Origin of the sequence: Limnobacter parvus (assembly GCF_024623725.1) — a bacterium.
In the GTDB taxonomy this organism is placed as follows: Bacteria; Pseudomonadota; Gammaproteobacteria; order Burkholderiales; family Burkholderiaceae_B; genus Limnobacter; species Limnobacter parvus.
In genome coordinates, this window is record NZ_JANKHG010000014.1 from 208,094 (window position 1) to 226,036 (window position 17,943).

Annotated in this window: 14 protein-coding genes; 4 read left to right on the top strand and 10 right to left on the bottom strand. The window is 50.5% G+C overall.

What is annotated here, in order from left to right; genetic code table 11:
• Positions 1-89: 89 nt before the first annotated feature.
• Positions 90-1,892 (bottom strand): sodium:solute symporter family protein, encoded by a 1,803-nt coding sequence (locus tag NSP04_RS03285; RefSeq protein ID WP_257510909.1) that lies wholly within the window; start codon positions 1,890-1,892, stop codon positions 90-92.
• A gap of 12 nt (positions 1,893-1,904) precedes the next feature.
• Positions 1,905-2,165: a DUF4212 domain-containing protein gene (locus tag NSP04_RS03290; protein ID WP_257510910.1), complete on the bottom strand. Its 261-nt coding sequence runs from the start codon at positions 2,163-2,165 to the stop codon at positions 1,905-1,907.
• 287 nt (positions 2,166-2,452) lie between these two features.
• Here NSP04_RS03290 and NSP04_RS03295 point away from each other — a divergent pair, with 287 nt between their 5' ends.
• On the top strand, positions 2,453-5,281 hold the full coding sequence (locus tag NSP04_RS03295; protein ID WP_306815220.1) for a methyl-accepting chemotaxis protein: 2,829 nt from the start codon (positions 2,453-2,455) through the stop codon (positions 5,279-5,281).
• On the top strand, positions 5,278-6,861 hold the full coding sequence (locus NSP04_RS03305; protein ID WP_257510911.1) for a chemotaxis protein CheW: 1,584 nt from the start codon (positions 5,278-5,280) through the stop codon (positions 6,859-6,861). Before NSP04_RS03295 ends, NSP04_RS03305 begins: the two co-directional genes overlap by 4 nt.
• Here the strand turns inward: NSP04_RS03305 and tgt are convergent.
• Positions 6,797-7,942, bottom strand: a complete 1,146-nt coding sequence (gene tgt / locus NSP04_RS03310; RefSeq protein WP_257510912.1) for a tRNA guanosine(34) transglycosylase Tgt — start codon at positions 7,940-7,942, stop codon at positions 6,797-6,799. The two genes, NSP04_RS03305 and tgt, sit on opposite strands and share 65 nt — an antisense overlap.
• Before the next feature lie 161 nt (positions 7,943-8,103).
• On the opposite strand from tgt, the gene NSP04_RS03315 reads away from it, so the two are divergent.
• The gene (locus NSP04_RS03315; RefSeq protein ID WP_257510913.1) at positions 8,104-8,628 is read left to right on the top strand and encodes a flavin reductase family protein; all 525 of its coding nucleotides are present in this window, start codon (positions 8,104-8,106) and stop codon (positions 8,626-8,628) included.
• A gap of 244 nt (positions 8,629-8,872) precedes the next feature.
• Here the strand turns inward: NSP04_RS03315 and NSP04_RS03320 are convergent, their stop codons facing one another.
• The 6 genes from NSP04_RS03320 to NSP04_RS03345 all read right to left on the bottom strand — a co-directional run bounded on the left by NSP04_RS03320 (position 8,873) and on the right by NSP04_RS03345 (position 14,142).
• Positions 8,873-9,112 carry a hypothetical protein gene (locus NSP04_RS03320; RefSeq protein ID WP_257510914.1) on the bottom strand — a complete coding sequence of 80 codons (240 nt, stop codon included), beginning with the start codon at positions 9,110-9,112 and terminating at the stop codon, positions 8,873-8,875.
• A gap of 119 nt (positions 9,113-9,231) precedes the next feature.
• On the bottom strand, positions 9,232-10,161 hold the full coding sequence (locus NSP04_RS03325; RefSeq protein ID WP_257510915.1) for a CysB family HTH-type transcriptional regulator: 930 nt from the start codon (positions 10,159-10,161) through the stop codon (positions 9,232-9,234).
• On the bottom strand, positions 10,158-11,252 hold the full coding sequence (locus NSP04_RS03330) for a sulfate/molybdate ABC transporter ATP-binding protein (protein WP_257510916.1): 1,095 nt from the start codon (positions 11,250-11,252) through the stop codon (positions 10,158-10,160). Before NSP04_RS03330 ends, NSP04_RS03325 begins: the two co-directional genes overlap by 4 nt.
• Positions 11,253-11,283: 31 nt before the next feature.
• Complete coding sequence (cysW, locus tag NSP04_RS03335; protein WP_257510917.1) at positions 11,284-12,165, bottom strand: sulfate ABC transporter permease subunit CysW; 882 nt, start codon at positions 12,163-12,165, stop codon at positions 11,284-11,286.
• Positions 12,165-13,004 carry a sulfate ABC transporter permease subunit CysT gene (gene cysT / locus NSP04_RS03340; protein ID WP_257510918.1) on the bottom strand — a complete coding sequence of 280 codons (840 nt, stop codon included), beginning with the start codon at positions 13,002-13,004 and terminating at the stop codon, positions 12,165-12,167. Before cysT ends, cysW begins: the two co-directional genes overlap by 1 nt.
• 130 nt (positions 13,005-13,134) lie before the next feature.
• A complete protein-coding gene (locus NSP04_RS03345; protein ID WP_257510919.1) occupies positions 13,135-14,142 on the bottom strand; it encodes a sulfate ABC transporter substrate-binding protein in 1,008 nt (335 codons plus the stop codon).
• Positions 14,143-14,338: 196 nt separating this feature from the next.
• On the opposite strand from NSP04_RS03345, the gene NSP04_RS03350 reads away from it, so the two are divergent.
• Entirely contained in the window at positions 14,339-17,011 is a 2,673-nt protein-coding gene (locus NSP04_RS03350) for an ankyrin repeat domain-containing protein (RefSeq protein WP_257510920.1), read from the top strand.
• Here the strand turns inward: NSP04_RS03350 and NSP04_RS03355 are convergent.
• Positions 17,008-17,904: a DMT family transporter gene (locus tag NSP04_RS03355; protein ID WP_257510921.1), complete on the bottom strand. Its 897-nt coding sequence runs from the start codon at positions 17,902-17,904 to the stop codon at positions 17,008-17,010. The two genes, NSP04_RS03350 and NSP04_RS03355, sit on opposite strands and share 4 nt — an antisense overlap.
• Positions 17,905-17,943: the final 39 nt, after the last annotated feature.

Below are 17,943 nucleotides of genomic sequence, written 5' to 3' on the forward strand. Positions count from 1 at the left end.
AACAAAAAGCCCGGTGATTTCTCACCGGGCTTTTAAACTTCCTGCGCCCTGCCTTTCAGTGAAGGCAGTGGTTATTGTTAATTAGTCAATCAGTGACCGGTCGCCATGCCCGAACCACGTGGGGTACGAACATTTTCAACCAAGTGCTGAATATGCTCTGGAGGTGGTGCCGTAACCTTGCTCACCAAGTAGGCGATGGCAAAGTTACAGATCGCGCCCACGGTACCGAAGGCTTCAGGCGTGATGCCGAAGAAACCGTTGGTGCCACCCACAAGTTCAACATACTCAGTGCCCTTGATGAACAAGATGCCTTTGTGTGCAAACACGTAAAACAGCGTTACGACCAAACCAGTCAACATACCCACGATGGCGCCTGTGGAGTTCATGGTCTTGGAGAAAATACCCATCATGATCACTGGGAACAATGATGATGCTGCAATACCGAAGGCCAAGGCCACAGTACCGGCCGCGAAGCCTGGCGGGTTCAAGCCCAAATAACCGGCCAGAACAATCGCGCCAGCCATGGAAATCTTGCCGGCCAGTAATTCGTTCTTTTCAGAAATATTGGGGTTAAATACACCCTTGATCAAGTCGTGTGACACCGCAGACGAAATCGCCAGCAACAAACCCGCCGCAGTCGACAGCGCAGCAGCCAAGCCACCCGCAGCCACCAAGGCAATTACCCAGTTGGGCAACAACGCAATTTCAGGGTTGGCCAGCACCATAATGTCGGCGTTCACTGTCATCTCGCTGCCTTTCCAGCCAGCGGCTTCAGCCTTGGCCAGGAATGCCTCGTCTTTGGACTTGTCGTTGTAATACTGAATGCGACCGTCGCCGTTCTTGTCTTCAAAAGTCAGCAAGCCCGTGGTTTCCCAACGACCCATCCAAGCTGGTTTCTGTTCGTTTGGAAGTTGCGCTTCAGGTGCAAACAAATCACCACCGGTGACCACGTTGGTGTTCACTGTGGCGTGCAGGTTGTAACGGGCCATTGCGCCAACAGCAGGTGCTGTGGTGTACAGAATCGCAATAAACACCAATGCCCAACCGGCTGACGAACGCGCGTCTTTCACAGTAGGCACTGTGAAGAAGCGGATGATCACGTGGGGCAGACCCGCTGTACCAATCATCAAACTGATGGTGTAGAAGAAAGTGTTCAGATAGCTACCCGCCGGTGTGGTGGTGTAAGTGCTGAAACCTAGATCTGTCACCACTTTGTCCAAGGTGGCCAGCATGGGTTGGCCATTGGCCAGCATGTCGGAACCCAGACCCAATTGCGGCAGAGGGTTGCCTGTCAGGTTCAAGGAAATAAAGATTGCGGGGATGGTGTAAGCGAAAATCAGCACAACATACTGTGCAATTTGCGTGTAAGTAATGCCCTTCATGCCACCGAATACAGCGTACATGAACACAATACCCATGCCGACATAAATACCCACTTCAGCAGACACACCCAGGAATCGGGAGAATGCCACACCCACGCCTGTCATCTGGCCGATTACATAGGTAATGGAAGCGACCAACAAACAGATCACAGCGACTGTACGTGCTGTGTTGGAGTAGTAACGATCACCAATGAATTGGGGTACCGTGAACTTGCCGAACTTGCGCAGGTAAGGTGCCAGCAACATCGCCAACAACACATAACCGCCTGTCCAGCCCATCAGGAATACGGAACCGCCGTAACCCATGTTGGCAATCAAACCCGCCATGGAAATGAATGAAGCGGCAGACATCCAGTCAGCCGCAGTCGCCATGCCGTTGGCCACCGGGTGAACACCACCGCCAGCCACATAAAATTCACCCGTGCTGCCAGCACGGGCCCAGAACGCGATACCGAGGTACAGCGCAAAACTCAAACCCACGATAACGTAGGTGATTGTTTGCAAATCCATTTAATGGTCTCCTTACTGTTCGTCGACGTCGTGTTCGCGATCAATCTCGCCCATTTTCTTTGCGTAATAGAAAATGAGAACAATGAAAGCGTAAATAGAACCTTGTTGGGCAAACCAAAAGCCCAGTGGATAACCACCGACGCTGAATTGATTGAGTTGCTCAACAAACAGAATGCCAGCGCCGTAAGACACCAAAAACCACACGATCATGATCTTGGTCAACAGGCCGATCGTCGCTTTCCAGTAGGCATCACCGCCCTTTGGGTTGCTCATCGCTTGTCTCCTTTTTTAAGGTTGTTGTTACCCCAATTCCCGGAATACAGGGTCACATCCCTCCGGGCTTAGGCTTGCGAACGAGTATCAAAGCGAAAACTTACGCCAAACTGAAAGACAAGCAGATACATTCCCCACCCCTCCCCCCTAAAAAGGGATTCCCAAAACGTCCAATTGCTACAATTGCCCAGCTTTTCCCCCCTTAATTGGGTGATCGTAGTTTTTGATCAAAGACAAAATAAAAGTCATATAGAGAGTGCCAACCCTTATCCAATTGAAGGCAAGCCATGACTTTGAATACCGAACAACTCGCAAGCAACCCGAGCCATCGTGCCCATTTATTCGACGCGCTCACCGCGAGCCAGGCTTGTATCGAATTTGATCTGAATGGTCAGGTTCTGTACGCCAACCCAAACTTTCTGCAAGTATTCGGGTATTCCGAAGTTGATGTACTTGGCAAACACCACAGCATGTTTTGCACGCCCGACACCGTGGAATCAGACGAATACGAATTGTTCTGGAACAAACTTCGGACTGGCGAGTTTCAAGACGGCGAATTTCTGCGGCTCGACTCGCAGGGTCAAGAGGTGTATATCCGAGCCAGTTATAACCCGGTTAGAAATGACAACGGCGATTTGATATCTGTCATCAAAATTGCAAGCAACATTACGCAGGCGAAAAGCAAATCGCTGGTGAATGAAGGCAAAGTGGCCGCAATTGACAAAACTCAAGCTGTAATTGAATTTGACACATCGGGTCGAATACTGAATGCGAACGACAACTTCTTGAACACCATGGGCTACCGGCTGCAAGAAATTGTGGGCCAGCACCATCGCCAGTTTTGCGAAAAGAACCACGCGGAATCTGAAGACTATAAGCACTTCTGGGCAGCGCTGGCCCAGGGTGAATTTAAATCAGGCGAGTTCATGCGCATAAACAAACAGGGGCGCCCGGTGTGGCTGCAAGCCACTTACACACCGATCATTGGTGTAAATGGCAAGCCAGTGAAAGTGGTTAAATTTGCCAGTGACATTACAGCGGCAAAAACAAAAGCAATTGAAGACGACGGCAAAGTAAGCGCCATGAACCGGTCACAAGGAATTATCGAGTTTGATTTGGGCGGCCATATTTTGCATGCCAATGACAATTTTTTGAATTTGACCGGTTACGCACTAAACGATGTTGTGGGCCAACACCACAGCATGTTCGTGGACAAAGAAGAGGCCAGCAGCGGCGCATACCGTACCTTCTGGCGCAAATTGGGCCAAGGTGAATTCGATTCTGGCGAATACCTGCGTGTGGGCAATCATGGCAAGCGCATTTGGATTCAAGCCAGTTATAACCCAATTCTTGATCTTGAAGGCAACCCAATCAAGGTCATCAAGTTCTGCAGCGACATTACCCAATCGAAGCTTCATGCCATTGAAACCCAGGCGCGCATGGATTCCGTTTCAAGCACCAGTTGCATTGTTGAATTCAATGCCGAAGGCAAGATTTTGAACAGCAATGAGCTGATGCAGAAAGCACTGGGCTACAGTGCAACAGACCTTGCAGACAAATCAGAATCTTTTCTAATGTTTGATGAAGAGCGCAATGACAGCAGCCATTTCAAAACCTGGAACGACCTGCGCGACGGCAAGAACCTGGCTGGTGAATTCCGATACAAAGGCGTTGGCGGTAAAGAAGTGTGGCTTTCAGGCACACGTAGCCCTGTGATCGGGCTTGAGGGCCAGTTGATCAAAGTGGTGCTGATGTTACAAGACATCACGGAATCGAAACTTTCTCGTCTGGATTCTGAAGGCAAGCTGGGTGCAATTGATCGATCACAGGCAGTGATTGAATTCGACATGCAAGGCAAGGTGCTTTCGGCCAACAATAACTTTTTGAATCTGATGGAATATTCCGCGGAAGAAATCATTGGCCGTCACCACCGCATGTTTGTTGACCAGGCCTATGCAGCCACACCGCAATACCAGGCGTTCTGGGAAAGCCTAGGCCGCGGGCAGTTTGAGTCGGGTGAATACAAGCGCGTGGCCAAGGGCAATCCTGAGGTCTGGATTCAAGCCACCTACAATCCGATTTATGACCCGCGTGGAAACCTGGTGAAGGTGGTGAAGTTCGCAAGTGACGTCACCGAAAGCAAACTGAAAAATTCTGAATTCGAAGCGAAAGTAGAGGCCATCAACCTGGGGCAGGCCGTGATCGAATTTGATCTGGATGGCCATGTGCTGAAAGCCAACCGCAACTTCTTGAACGCAATGGGATACACCTCGCGCGAAATTCAAGGCCAACACCACAGTATTTTCTGTTCACTGGAATACACACAAAGTGAAGAGTACCGCGACTTCTGGCTGAAACTGAATGAAGGCAAATTCGTGAGTGGTCGTTTTCACCGCGTGGGCAAATTCAACCGCGATGTCTGGATTCAGGCCACCTACAACCCGATCATGGACTTGAACGGCAATGTGACCAAAGTGGTGAAATATGCCTACGACGTAACGAAGGAAGTGATGCTGGAACAAGGCATCACCAAGAAGTCGACTGAAATGCGTGATCGTGTTTCAAAATTGGTCGAAAGCATTACTACCATTGCAGGCAACTCGAATACAGCAACCCAGTTGGCGCAAAAAGGACTGGATGCAGCCAATTTGGGCAGCCGGGAATTAAAGCGATCCATCGCGGCCATCCACGCCATTCAGAATAGCTCCAGCAAGGTGTCGGAGATTGTTCGTGTAATCGGCGACATTGCGAACCAAACCAATCTGCTGGCATTCAATGCGGCCATTGAGGCGGCGCGCGCCGGGCAACACGGCGTGGGTTTCTCGGTGGTGGCAGCCGAAGTACGCAAGCTGGCTGAAAGCAGTTCAAGTGCTGCGCGTGAAATTTCTACGTTGATTGAAGAATCAGTGGCACAGGTTGAAGAAGGGGTTGAGGTTAGCCAGAACGCAGCACACAGCTTTGAAGGAATTTTAAGCAGCGTGACTGAAACCGGCGAAAGCGTGAAACAAATTACACATTCAGCCGAGCAGCAACGCGATCTGGCCATTGCGGTGAACCGTTTGATTGAAGAACTTACAGGCGGATTGACCAAGCACACAGGCAATCAAACCGCATGAGCGAGTTGACCCGTTACGAACAGGGCTTCGGTTCGTTTCGCATTGGCGAAATGACACTGGCCTTGTCGATGAAATCGGTTCGCGAAGTGGTGCCATTTCATTCACTTCAGGCCTTGCCGTGCCCACAAGCTTGGGTGAAGGGTGGGCTGAACTTGCGTGGCGTCAGCATTCCAGTGCTGGACATGGAGTGTCTGTTGGGTAGACCCGGCCACGTGTATGCCCCTGGCTGTATTCTGCTGGTTGCGCATGAAGACCATTTGCTTGGCCTGATCGCCGATCAAGTCAAGGCACTTTTTTTCGCAGACCCGGCTGATGTGCATCCAGTGAACTCATCGGATCCGATCGCTGGGGTGTTCGCAGGCAGCTTGATGAACACTGAACTGAACCAATTGGTAAGTGTTCTTGATCCAGCTGCACTGTTCAGGCTTCCCGGCCTGCCCAAGGCCAAGGACCCAGAGCCCCACCGCCAATCGTTGGAACAGCAAACATCGACTGACGATGTTGCAGTGAACACTCGCGCACCTTTGATGTTGATGCAAAGTGCCTCCACCCTGTTTGCAGTCAATCCCAAAGACATTGAAACCACTGTGGTAAACCCGGTACTTTTGCCCAGTGAATATGCAGGTGGGTATTACAAGGGCAACCTGAACTACCGCGAACAAACCATTCCAGCGATTGATCTGGCAGCTTATCTGGACATGGGTGCAGGGCAGCGAACAACGCAGCAAACACAACAAGCCTTTGTGCTTCGAATCAACAACAATCCGTTGGCATTTTTGATCGACCGTGTCTTGGACATTGTTCATGTTGCTCAAAATGCAGTACTCGCCCTGCCCCCCTTTGGCTTGAGCAAGGCTGCTCAACTTCAGGGCGCTTTGCCATGCACTGCATTTGAAAAAAGCGATGCCCATTCACAGCGAGGTCCCCAGTATTTTGTGTTGTCTTGCTCAAGTATTTGTGAGGACCAGGAACTGCTTGAACTTGCAAACATTTTGGCCAAAGCCAATGCGTCAGCACAGCAAAATGTGGCGGACGGTTCCGCGAGAAAAGCTGCAGATCTGGACAGGCTGATGGTGTACCGATTGGACACCGAGTTTTCTACACCGATTGACCAAGTTCGTGAAGTCTTGCCCTACCGCGCCGACATTGAAATATTCGAACGCAGTAATCCAATGCTGGGCATGCTGACGCACCGCGATGAATCTGTGCCTGTGTTCGACCTGGCACAGTGGCTGGGTGCAGCACGCCAAAGCTTGAGCAAAGAATCGAGTATCTTGCTGATCAATGCGCATGGCGTAACCATTGGCTTTGCAGTCAGTTCGCTGACCGCCATCGAGAACGCGCAGTGGGAACCCAGCGTTCCGGTGTTGGGCGACCAACGGCAAGTGCTGAATGGCCGACTGAAAACCAGCCAGCGATTGGCCGAAATTGGAGCGGCACCCAATTGCAGAATGGTCGAAGTAATCGACTTGCAACACCAGGTGTTGTTGATTCTGGACCAGTACGGATTAAAGCCTACTGAGCAAGCGGTTGATCACTCACTTGGCTGTTTGCCGCACGATGCGCATGAAATTCTTTAACGAATTCATCGAAGCGGGTTTGCTCGATCGCTTCGCGCATTTCACCCATTAACTCAAGGTAATAGTGCAGGTTGTGCATGGTGTTCAAATGCGCACCCAGAATTTCTTTGCTGCGGTCCAGGTGGTGCAAATACGCGCGCGAAAAATTCTTGCAGGTGTAGCAGGCGCAGGTGGCATCCAGCGGGCTTTCGTCGTTTCGAAATTTCGCGTTGCGAATTCGAATGTCGCCTGTGCGCGTGAACAGCCAGCCATTGCGCGCATTGCGGGTGGGCATTACACAATCAAACATGTCGATGCCTTTGCCCACTGCATTGACCAAATCTTCGGGTGTACCCACACCCATCAAATAACGTGGTTTGTGTTCAGGCAACTGCGGCGCTGTGTGCGCCAAAATTCGCTGCATGTCATCTTTCGGTTCACCCACAGAAAGGCCGCCGATTGCATACCCATCAAAACCAATTTCTTCCAAGCCTTTCAGGGAAATGTCGCGCAGGTCTTCATACATGCCACCCTGAACAATGCCGAACAAACCATTTTGATTGCCCAGCGCATCGAATGAATCGCGGGAACGTTGCGCCCAGCGCATGGACATTTCCATGGAGACCCGCGCCTCTGTGTGGGTGGCGGGGTATGGCGTGCACTCATCGAAAATCATCACAATATCGGAATTCAGCACGGTTTGAATACGCATGCTTTCCTCGGGTGTCAGGAACAGTTTGTCCCCATTCACCGGGCTGCGGAAATGCACGCCCTCTTCCTTGATTTTGCGCATGGCACCCAAACTGAATACCTGAAAGCCGCCGGAATCAGTCAAAATCGGTCCTTTCCACCCCATGAACTGGTGCAAGCCGCCGAACTTTTCCATGATGTCCAGGCCAGGCCGCATCCACAAATGAAAGGTATTGCCCAAAATAATTTGGGCATTGATCTCGTTCAAATCGCGCGGCGTCATGCCTTTCACGGTGCCGTAAGTGCCCACTGGCATAAAAATTGGTGTTTGAATAACGCCATGTGCCGTGGTAATTTCGCCGCGGCGGGCATTGCCCGATTTGGTTTTTAGTTTGAAAGACAGTGCGCTCAAGGAAAAAGCCTTTTTGGCCACAGGGGCCCAGGATTCAAAAGTGGCCGTATTTTAAATCATTTCAAGCACATGGGCCTGAAAACCACGATTTGAACCTCAATTCCAGCAATTCAATCACTTGTTTGGCACAATGAGGCCATTCGATACAAAAGAAGTACCCCATGCAATCACCTGCCAAACCCGAATTCATTCGCGCCGAGAAACGCGAAGGCGACGCCGAGCTAGACGCGCATCTGTTTCGGCAAGCACTGGCCCAGTTCGCAACGGGCATCACCATCATCACCACCAAAAATGCCGATGGCAAGTATGTGGGTGTGACCGCCAATTCATTCAACTCGGTTTCATTGCACCCACCCTTGGTACTGTGGAGCCTGTCCAAAAAAGCCAGCAGCCACGATGCATTCGCAGCGGCCACGCACTACGGTGTCAGTGTGCTTTCTGCTGACCAGGAAGAACTTTCGCACCACTTTTCGACATTCAAGGGCGACCGGTTTGCAGGCCTTGAGGTGATTGAAGGCTTGGGCGGCGCGCCGCTGATTCCAGACGCCCTGGCGCATTTTGAATGCAAAGTGCGCAATCGCCATGATGAAGGCGACCATTTCATTATGGTGGGCGAGGTGTTGCGCTGCGATTTTCGGGAAGGCGAGGCGCTGGTGTATCGGTCGAGGAAGTACTTCCGGAACTGAGCGACGGTTGAGTGAGCAATCGGCGTGAGTTACACACCCAATCGGCGCGAGTCCCAATCTTTCGCCTGAAAACCTGTAGATCCCTTTTTGAAATTCACACTGACTCAATCCGCTCGACAAAACTGAAGGTCGATCGGATTGTCAGCCTACGGCTGAACGTAGCGTGTGAATTCAAACGGGCAGGTTTTCTTGAAGGCAAAACGATTGGGACATCGCTACCGATTGGGCTTGAATTGGGACATCGCTACCGATTGGGCTTGAATTGGGCCAGCAACCAGGCCGGTGGTTCATCACGCATGCGCGATTGACCACTGTGGTAAAGACTCGTCAGCACCGGTTCAGCCAACTCGGCAGTGGATTTGCTTGGTCCGCACTTGAAGAAAACCGCCCCGTTTGAATTCATTCGCAGTGTGCGGCTGAAAGCCGACACCGAGACTCGGCCATGTTTTTTGCCGAGCTCGGTGAACAAGAATAAATTCAACAAGGGATCAAGCGGCTTTCAGTGCGGAGCAAGTAATACGCGACGAGGTGGCGAGAAGCGGTTTTCAGTGCGGAACAAGTGAACCACGACGAGAGGGCTCAAGAAACCAACACAATGCGCAATCACGCAACGGAATCGTTCAACGCCGCAAGTAACCGGGCTTCAGTCAAATCGTTGTTGCACAACTCAATAAACTTGTAGGCAAACGACCGCAAGTAATGCCCTTTGCGAATCGCAATGCTGGTGGTGTTCCAAGGCAAATCAGCCTCTACGTTCAGCACCGACAAGCCTGTGTCTTTCAAAGGGTTGTACGCCATGCTGGCAATAATACCCACGCCCAGCCCAAGCTCCACATAGGTTTTGATCACATCTGCATCCAGGGCAGAAATGGCCACATCCAGCGTCAACCCCAGTTTACTAAACGTCTCATCGATTTTTATTCGACCAGTAAAACCCTCTTGATAGGTCACAATCGGATATTCCGCCACATCTTGTAAAGTGGGCTCAGCAAGCCCAAGCAGTGGGTGCCCCTGCTGAACAATCACCTGGTGTTTCCATTGGTAATAAGGAAAAGAAACCAAATCATCCACATTGCCCAGCACCTCAGTGGCAATGCCAATGTCAGCTTGACCGTCCAATAACATTTGGGTAATTTCCTTTGGGCTGCCTTGGTGCATGCGCAAGTGTACTTTTGGAAATGCCTTTTTAAATTCACCAACCACCGAAGGAAGGGAGTAGCGTGCCTGAGTGTGAGTGGTCACTACAGTAAGCTGCCCTTCGTCGCGGCTGCTGTATTGCTCAGCCAGGCTTTTGATGTTTTTTGCATCCAGCAACATGCGCTCAACCAACACCAGCAATTCCTTGCCGGGGTCGGTCAACCCCATCAGTCGCTTGCCTTTTCGAATGAACAGCTCCACGCCCAGCTCTTCTTCAAGATCGCGAATGTGCTTGGATACCCCCGGCTGTGAAGTGTACAAACTATTGGCCACTTCCGTCAGGTTGTAACCTTGCCGCACAGTTTCCCGAATAATTCGCAGCTGTTGAAAATTCATGCTGTACCCACCGCATCAAATATTTTTAGTTGTCGAGCCGACAAACGCACCAACTGACCTTCCTGTAAATTCAAATATGAGGCCCGCTCCGCACTGATTTCGACATCGAAGTGCTGGGTTGCCAGCAAATCGGTTGAATCAAGTTCAACCCGTGTATTCAATCCAAAACGCAACACTCTTACCACTTTGGCAGGCACGCCAAAAGTCGATTCAGAATCAGTGTGAATATCAATTTCATGCGGCCGTGCAAATGCAAGAACATCCGCCCCCGGCAACACCGCACCGCCATGATTCAACACAGTTCCGGCATGTGCAAGGTTCGATTCGCCCACATGCACGCCCCCCTCCATGTGCCGTCCCTTGAACAAGTTCACGGAACCCAAAAAGCCATACACAAAAGGCGTAGCCGGGTGTTGATACACTTCCTCTGGCGTACCAATTTGCTCAACATTGCCTTGGTTCATCAACACCACTCGGTCCGCAACTTCCAATGCTTCCTCTTGATCGTGTGTTACAAAAATAGAGGTGATGTGCAATTCATCGTGCAGCTTACGAAGCCAGCGGCGCAGTTCTTTTCTAACCTTGGCATCCAATGCGCCGAAGGGTTCGTCCAGTAACAAAACCTTGGGTTCTACAGCCAATGCACGGGCCAATGCGATTCGCTGGCGCTGACCGCCACTCAGTTGTGATGGAAAACGGTCTGCCAACCAATCCAGTTGGACCAGTTTTAGAAGACTGTGCACTTTGTCTGCAATTTCAGCCTTGCTTGCCCGCTCGCTGCGTGGCTTCATTCGCATGCCAAATGCAACGTTGTCGAATACAGTCATGTGCTTGAACAGGGCATAGTGCTGAAACACGAACCCCACATTTCGGTCACGGACATGGGTATCGGATGTGTCTTCACCATCCAGAATCACTGTGCCAGCGTCGGCCCGTTCAAGACCCGCAATAATGCGCAGCAAAGTGGTTTTACCGCAGCCCGAGGGGCCCAATAAGGCCACCAGTTCGCCGCTGTTAAAGTCCAGGCTGACATTGTTCAAGGCTTGAAATTCGCCAAACTGTTTCTGAATATTTTTAACTTGAATGCTCACGATAATTCCCTAATTTCGATCGCCAGAATGCTTAATGCACACCTTGTTGAGAAGCCTGATGTTCAACCCAGGTTTTGATGCCTAAAGTAACTAAAGCCAAGAAAGCAAGAATTGACGCCACCGCAAATGCAGCTGAAAACTGGTATTCGTTGTACAAAATTTCAACATGCAGCGGCAAAGTGTTTGTTTCGCCCCGAATGTGGCCCGAGACAACCGACACAGCGCCAAATTCGCCCATGGCGCGCGCATTACACAAAATAACGCCGTACAACAAACCCCATTTGATGTTGGGCAAAGTGACATGCCAAAAGGTCTGCCAACCCCTGGCACCAAGCACCACAGCCGCCTCTTCTTCCTCTTTGCCTTGTGCTTCCATCAATGGGATCAACTCGCGGGCAATGAAAGGAAAGGTCACAAACACGGTGGCCAGTACAATGCCTGGTACTGCAAAAATAATTCGAATTTCGTATTCCACAAGCAAGGGTGCAAACCAGCCCTGTGCGCCAAACAACAGCACGTACACCAAACCTGCAATCACCGGGCTGACTGAAAAAGGCAAGTCAATCAAAGTGATCAACACGTGTTTTCCGCGAAACTCAAACTTGGCGATTGCCCAGGCCGCTGCCACGCCAAACACCAGGTTCAGCGGCACAGCAATGGCTGCTGCCAGCAAAGTAAGCTTTAGTGCGTACACGGCGTCAGGTTCTCTCAGCGCCTCCAGGTACACGCCCACGCCCTGTCTAAAAGCCTCCACAAATACCGCAATCAATGGCGTCAACAAGAAGAACCCAAAAAAGGCCACACCGGTGATGATCAAACCCCACTTTACCCACGTCGATTCACGCGTGGCCGATGAGCTTTGTAGTTTTTCCGCTCGAGAGGTGTGAATGTGCAATGCAACTGAACCCGACATTATTGAGTTCTCCCGGTGCGTTTGGCGGTCCACGCTTGCAAGCCGTTGATGGCCAGCAACAGAATGAATGAAATGATCAGCATGACGGATGCAATCGCAGTTGCACCCGCATAGTCGTACTGCTCCAGTTTGGTGATGATCATGAGCGGTGTAATTTCAGACACGTAAGGAATATTGCCTGCAATAAAAATAACCGATCCGTACTCGCCCACCGCGCGAGCAAAGGCCAGCGCAAAACCGGTTAACAAGGCTGGAAATACGATAGGCAAAATAACGTGAAAGAAAGTTTGAAAACGGTTCGCACCCAGACTGCTGGCGGCCTCTTCCAGTTCACTTTCCATGTCTTCCAATACGGGCTGCACAGTGCGTACAACAAATGGCAAACCAATAAACACCAAAGCCACCAGAATTCCAGCGGGTGCAAATGCCACTTTCATGCCCATAGGCTCCAGATATTGCCCAATCCAGCCGTTGCCGGCATAAAGTGCTGTCAATGAAATGCCTGCCACAGCGGTAGGCAAGGCAAAAGGCAAATCAATCAAAGCATCAACAATCTTTCGACCCGGAAACGTGTAGCGCACCAAAACCCAGGCCAACAAAAGACCAAACACTGCATTGATACAGGCTGCAAGAAGGGAAATACCAAAAGACACGCGATACGTGGCCATGACCCGGGGGTCAGTCACAGTTGCCCAAAACTCGGCGAAACTTAACTCGAAAGTCTTGATGAACACTGCAGACAAGGGAATCAAAATAATCAGACACAAGTACGTGACTGCAAAACCCAAGGTAAGCCGAAAGCCAGGCAAGACACGTTTTGTTGAATAAGACGAAGCCACAATTAACCTTGTTGAAATGTAAGCCAGCAGTCTATTAGAGTGCGCGCGCGGACCGAACGATTAAAAAATTGGATCGATATAAGAAAAACTTATGAGCGCGCTTGCCCGCTGGCAAAAAAATCACAAGCAATTAACGCTTGAAAATTTGATCGAACACGCCACCATCTTCAAAGTGGGTTCTTTGGGCTTTTTGCCAACCACCAAATGTGTCGTCGATGGTAAATAACTTCACCTTTGGAAAGCGGTTTAACAACGCCTTGTCGCTAAGCAGTTCGGGCTTATTGGGGCGGTAGTAATTGGCAGCGGCAATTTGCTGGCCAACCGGTGAATACAGGTAATCCAAATAAGCCTGCGCAACCTTGGTGGTGCCCTTTTTGTCGGCGTTGCCCTTTACCAAAGCAACAGGAGGCTCAGCCAAAATGGAAACTGACGGAACAACAATTTCGAACTTGTCTTTGCCCAATTCATTGATCGCCAGAAACGCTTCGTTTTCCCAGGAAATAAACATGTCACCTATATTTCTTTGCACAAATGTATTGGTGGAACCACGCGCACCGGAATCGAGTACCGGTACATTTTTGTACAAGGTGGTTACAAAATCCTTTGCCTTGGCCTCTGTACCGCCCGGCTTTTTCAGGGCATAACCCCACGCAGCCAGGTAATTCCAGCGCGCGCCGCCCGATGTTTTGGGGTTGGGCGTGATCACCTGAATGCCAGGCTTAACCAAGTCGTCCCAGTCCTTGATATTTTTTGGGTTGCCCTTTCGAACCAGAAACACAATAGTGGAAGTGTAAGGCGAGCTGTTGTGGGCCAGCTTTTTCTGCCAATCTGCAGGAATTTTGCCGGTTTTATCAGCAATCGCGTCAATGTCGTAAGCAAGTGCCAAGGTCACTACATCAGCTTGTAAACCATCAATGACTGACCGTGCCTGTTTGCCTGCGCCACCGTGGCTTTGTTTGATCGTTACGGTTTCGCCGGTTTTCTCTTTCCAGTGTTTGGCAAATGCGGGGTTGAATTCCTGATACAACTCTCGAGTGGGGTCGTAAGACACATTCAGTAACTCGACGTTCGCAAAAGCCGTCGATGATATGGCCAAGGCCGTGACCAGGCCCAGAGTTTTCTTGATCAATAAGTGCATTTTGAAATCCTTGTGATTGTGCGTGAAGTTGACGCCATCATAGGGAAAGGGTTCTTGACCGTGAACGAAGAAAAACTTCTTTGCTTATCACATTCTTGAACACAAGCCCGCACTTGATCAGATGCATCCCGCGAATTGAACTTTAAGCAGCTGGCCTACACACAGAGCAGTAGCAAACTTATACACGCAGGGAACAATGATTCAAGGCAGCGGCGAGACGCCACCCAATACCCAAAGGGTTGACAACAGCATTCACAGCAACTCACCGGCCCACGCCGAGCGAATCCACCTTGCAAACCTAAGCCCCGAGGCACTGTGTGAACACCTGTTGAATCAGGTTACACACCCTGATTTCTCAGCAATAAGAAGCGAAAAAAAAGCAGCGTACCCAGAACTAACTTACATGCAGATCCAAGACCGCGTGCTGGAGGATTTTCAACAACATGTAGCACACCGCGAATTGGCCAGCGCCATGGTCAGCACCATTCGCACTTTGGCCGACCTGTTTCCAAACCCGGCCGATCAGCAGGCCATTTATTTGTCACTCAACAAAATACTGGAGCGCAGCGGCTTAACCGGTTTATCCACTGCGAGTTTCAACGGCTTTGGCAGACAGACGGTAAGCGTGCTCGAATTAACTTGTTTGCGTTTGAAACAATTGGCCCATCTTGCAAACTTCACCCGGCTTAACCCAGACAAAGTGAAAGGCCAAAATCCAATCGGCATTCTTCAAGACGCGCTAAGGAACATCGCCGAAGAGGCCAAATACTGCGCCCCTGGCTTAATCCAGAAAACTGAAAATATTATTGTGGATGTAAAAATGCGGCTGTTTCCACCTTCCTTGGACAAGGTGGTTCAAACTTTACGAACAAAAATTTGCCGGCAGCTTATTCGCGATTTTTGTGATCAAACCTATTCGCATGAACAAACGTATGAAAATTCTGAAGTTCATTACGTGGCTGCTTGGCAAAACAAAATTCGCAGCACACAGAGTAATTATTCCTTCTTGCCCGAAGTGGACGATCTGTACGCGCCCAACCTGACCGAGGAAACCGACATCGACACACAGATGGAAACACTTGTGAAAAAGCTGGACAAACACGCCTGCCTTTCTGAAGTTTTCATCGACATCGGACTTGAAACGCTCAACGAGTTGAGAAGCACGCTGGGCTCTAAAGGCAATGATCTGTCTCAATATTATTCCCAGTTTTCCGACGCTGTTCGCGCACTCAATACGCTATACCAAAACCTAAAAGAATCTGATTTCATTGATTTTGCTAGTGACGCCATTACGCCAAAGTTAACCAGCAGACCTGATCTTTCAGCAACTCGCCTGCTGTCAAACCACTTGGCAGCGGATTTTAAACCAGCAGTGATTTCACAGGCTGAACATGCCACAGTATTAAATCACGAACGGTTGTACTGGACTGGCTCGGCAGAACCCCAACGTGGCGAACTGATTTCCCGGGTATCGCTGGAAGACCTTGGCGATACATTTCTTTCTAATGTATTGAATTCCCCCAATGATCAAGGCCATGCACATGCCGAGTTGCTGGTTGAAACAATTCATCACGCCGATTCAGAAAGTGTTGAGAAATTCGCCAATTCAAATCTCGGCAAACAATTTGGGTTACAACACTCGCTGAAGGCTGCCCCTGAGGGCTACACCGACAGAAACCGCATTCGGCTTGTTCTAGCGATGGCCATGTTTTCTCGCCAAGACAACGCCGTAACCCAAGCAAACCATTTCACGCGGTTTGGACTTGGTCGAGAGGACTGTTTGAAAGCCTTGGCTGTTGAAAACGCTTCACTTTCTTTACACGACCCACAGGCAGTGAAACACTTGATTGCTGACTTTACGAAACAGGATCGATCCGGATGGCAGCTTGTTTTCGATGCGATTGAGTGGAACCACTGCGAAATCATGGAGGGCCTGCTGATCGAATTGACACGCGCTGGTAGGCTGCCGGCTTCAGGCCGAGGTATGCACCCGGAGACCACATCGCATGCCGTACGCAACAATAAAATGAGGTCGGCTGCAGCCATGCTAAAGCACACAGGCCATTTGAATACCCGCTCAACGGAATTTGGGCATATTCTGCACCACTTGGTTTACAACGGCGACCTTGCGGGCGTTCGTTATGTATTGGCGAATGGTACCAACCCAGATGTGAAAGCAACAACCTATCGCGGCAAAGTGTCTGCACTTCGCCTTGCGATAGAACGCGACAAGATCGACGTTGTTCGCGAGCTAGTGAATTGCGGGGCGAACCTGCAAGAGACCTGGAAAAGTCCAATCAACACTGAAATGAACCCTTTACGGTATGCCGAGCTTTCAGGCAAACACCAAATTGCAATCTTGCTGAAACAGGAACAACCGGGCCTTGCCTTAACGCTAAATAATCGTGATACAGACGAACTGATTTGTGCGATTGAAGGAGAAAATTACTTAGGCGCAGCGCAGCAACTGTATGTTCAACGCATGCTTGACCGTCATTTCTACAAGGGAAAAACTATCTTGCATTTGGCAGCTATCAAAGGCGACGTTCTGGCAATTCGTTACGCGGCTGCGCGCGGTGCAAACCTTGAAGGCAAATCATCAAGTCTTACCCTAAGTAAAACCCCCTTGATTCATGCGATTAAACATGGTCATGTTGACGCAGTCAGGGAATTGCTGGGGCATGGTGCCAATCCCAATGCCAAAATCGGGAATAGGAAGGCGATTGATTACGCTGTAACAAGGGGAAACAACACAATCATCAACCTGATCTATGCCGCGGTTGAACAAAACATGCGCAATCAATTGCGGGCAGAAAGGCGCGTAGCAAATGGTGAATTTCCAGATGACCCACCAAATATATTGGGTTAGGGCAGCACTTTTTTTCGCCCAGGCACCAGAATCACAGCCATCGCTCCAAGGATCAACAACAGTGCGGCAAAGTCAGGCCAGTGCGGCACTTCGCCCAGGAAGAAGCTGCCCGACATCACGCCCACCACAGGAATGATCATGATCGACAAACTCGACACCACAGGCGGCAGCGACTTCGCAAGACTGAACCACGCCACCTGGCAAAAGGCGAACACCCCGAAAGCGTTGTAGAAAATTGGCCACCATTGCGACCAACCTTGCGGCGGCCCGACATCAGCACCTTCAAACCAGAAGCCTGCCAAACCCATGGCCACAATAGTGGCTGGCATCATTGCATGTGTGAAAGTAAGGGCATGCAAACCAGTGGGGTAGTGGCGAATCAAGGTGGTGCCAAAACCCCAGCATGCTGCGGCAATCAACATTAAAATTACGCCCAAGGGGCTGCCCGCAATGGCGGCAAATTCAGATGAAAGCAGCAACATGGCCGCCACCATGGCCAGGCTTAAGCCAATCCAGCCGCGCCGGCCAACCGGGTGCGCAAACATCAGGCCCGACAACACAGCCCACACCGGCATGGTGTAGCCCAGAATTGCTGCCCGGCCAGAACTTAATTCCTTCACAGCCAGAATACAAAATAAATGCCAGCCAATCATATTGGGAATACACAGCAGCGCCAACCTGCCCCACATTTCACGCGGCACCTTCAGTGAAATTTTCATTTGCCGCGCCACCACCCACATGGCCACCATGCCAAACACCATGCACAGGGTGCGGAAATGCAAGGGCGGGTATTGCGTAACCGCGTACTTCATCACGGGCCAATTCATGCCCCAAATGGCAGTAATTCCGAGTAGTAACTGAATCTGAGGTAGGGTTAATTTTGCAGCTGGCACGGGGGTAAACAATCATTGGGCAAGGCGCCCCAGTGTAGT

Coding starts and splice junctions, on each gene's coding strand:
- NSP04_RS03325 (WP_257510915.1), bottom strand. CDS start 10,161: ATGAATTTTCAACAGCTGCGAATTATTCGGGAAACTGTGCGGCAAGGT.
- NSP04_RS03315 (WP_257510913.1), top strand. CDS start 8,104: ATGCAATCACCTGCCAAACCCGAATTCATTCGCGCCGAGAAACGCGAA.
- NSP04_RS03295 (WP_306815220.1), top strand. CDS start 2,453: ATGACTTTGAATACCGAACAACTCGCAAGCAACCCGAGCCATCGTGCC.
- NSP04_RS03290 (WP_257510910.1), bottom strand. CDS start 2,165: ATGAGCAACCCAAAGGGCGGTGATGCCTACTGGAAAGCGACGATCGGC.
- NSP04_RS03350 (WP_257510920.1), top strand. CDS start 14,339: ATGATTCAAGGCAGCGGCGAGACGCCACCCAATACCCAAAGGGTTGAC.
- cysW (WP_257510917.1), bottom strand. CDS start 12,165: ATGTCGGGTTCAGTTGCATTGCACATTCACACCTCTCGAGCGGAAAAA.
- NSP04_RS03305 (WP_257510911.1), top strand. CDS start 5,278: ATGAGCGAGTTGACCCGTTACGAACAGGGCTTCGGTTCGTTTCGCATT.
- NSP04_RS03345 (WP_257510919.1), bottom strand. CDS start 14,142: ATGCACTTATTGATCAAGAAAACTCTGGGCCTGGTCACGGCCTTGGCC.
- NSP04_RS03285 (WP_257510909.1), bottom strand. CDS start 1,892: ATGGATTTGCAAACAATCACCTACGTTATCGTGGGTTTGAGTTTTGCG.